This is a genomic window from Paenibacillus praedii (assembly GCF_049725345.1).
GTDB lineage: Bacteria > Bacillota > Bacilli > Paenibacillales > Paenibacillaceae > Pristimantibacillus.
On sequence record NZ_JBMWAM010000044.1, the window covers coordinates 1 to 1,590 of the forward strand.

The window sequence follows — 1,590 nt, forward strand, 5'->3', positions numbered from 1 at the left end:
TCGTATTATGAGGTCAGCCAGTTATTACTGGTTGACCACTTTATATTTTGGTGGTGTATTTGTCAGTAGCCGGGGCAGATCGGTCGTTCCCCTGGGTACGTAACCCGTCGCTAAAACTGATCGCCCCCTACTTGTAGAAACCATGTTTAAGCTGGTTGAGACGAATAGATCTCGAATAACAAGCGATGTTGTGGAACTATGAGCAGTACTTAGGGGTGCCGGCAATATTTATGAGAGGGAGTGTTTTTCATGAATCCAGTCATTGGCCTAGATATTTCAAAAGGTAAAAGTGATGGACAAGTTTTCTTAGACAAAGGCCAGCCCTTTGGACATCCTTTTTGTTTTCAGCATAACCAAGATGGTCTTATGCAGCTTTTAGACATCATTACTAAAGTGCAGAATAGGGCTGAAAAAGCCCCCATTGTTATCTTGGAGTCGACGGGACACTACCACCAAGCCGTTATTCAGTATTTAGAGGAACACGGCATCTTGTTCTTAGTCGTAAATCCGCTCATTTCACATCAAGCCAAGAAATCAAGTCTACGCAAAGTGAAAACAGATGCGGTTGATGCCTATCGACTATGTGAACTGTATTACAAAGAGGAATTTGAAGACCATAAACAACGTGGCGTTCAACTATTGAATCTTAGACATTTAACCCGTCAGTTTGACTCTCTTACGCAAATGTATGTACAGGTAAAACTGCAGTTCCAAGCCGTGTTAGATCAGGTTTTCCCGGACTACAGAGGTATCTTTGGCGATCTCTATTCAAGAGTTTCGCTACAACTCCTTAAGCAATTTACGACTCCTTCAGACTTTCTATTTGCTGGAGAAGCAAATATTGCCTATGCAATTTCATGCCTCTGTCCAAGTCGCTCTGATCGCTGGGCTGGAGAAAAAGCGACTCTTATCGTTGCAGCTGCTGCAAACAATCCTTTTCAGAAAGTAAGCTATAGCAGCCATCTGATAAGCTTAGCGTTGTACATCGAATTACTCCTTCAGTACCAAGAGCATCTTTCCCAACTTCGAAGTCAGATTGATGCTCTTGCTGAAGGGGTTGAAGCTTATCAGATTATCCAAACGATTCCCGGTATAGGAGGCAAAATCGCTGCAACGATTTTGTCTGAGATCGGGGAGATCCATCGGTTTAATCACGCTAAAAAACTAGTTGCTTTCGCAGGAATTGACCCTAGTGTTTACGCTTCAGGTAAGTTCACAGCGACCAGCAATCGCATCACCAAACGCGGTTCAAAGAAGCTAAGACACGCCCTATATCTTGCCGTACTGTGCGGTCTAAGGAAGACAGGCAGCAAGAGGCTACGTGAGTTTTACGATAAGAAGCGTGAATCAGGAAAGCCTTATCGCGTTGCTCTGATTGCTTGTGTTAACAAGCTTTTACACTGGATTTATGCGTTATTAGTCAAGCAGGAAAGCTTTGTCGACTTAGCTTAATTAGCATATTTTTTATTCAAACGAAAAACCTTCCAGCACTTGCAGAGAAGGTTCTTTAGCACGCCTATCTTTAGTATACTGCCATCGAAAAATTAATTTAAGAGAAAAATGTTGACAACATATTAGCTGGTTTTAGTT

1 protein-coding gene is annotated in these 1,590 nt (G+C 42.4%); it reads left to right on the plus strand.

The window, feature by feature from the left end:
* Positions 1–249 precede the first annotated feature (249 nt).
* On the plus strand, positions 250–1,452 hold the full coding sequence (locus ACO9K6_RS20905) for an IS110 family RNA-guided transposase (RefSeq protein ID WP_424769458.1): 1,203 nt from the start codon (positions 250–252) through the stop codon (positions 1,450–1,452).
* Positions 1,453–1,590: the final 138 nt, after the last annotated feature.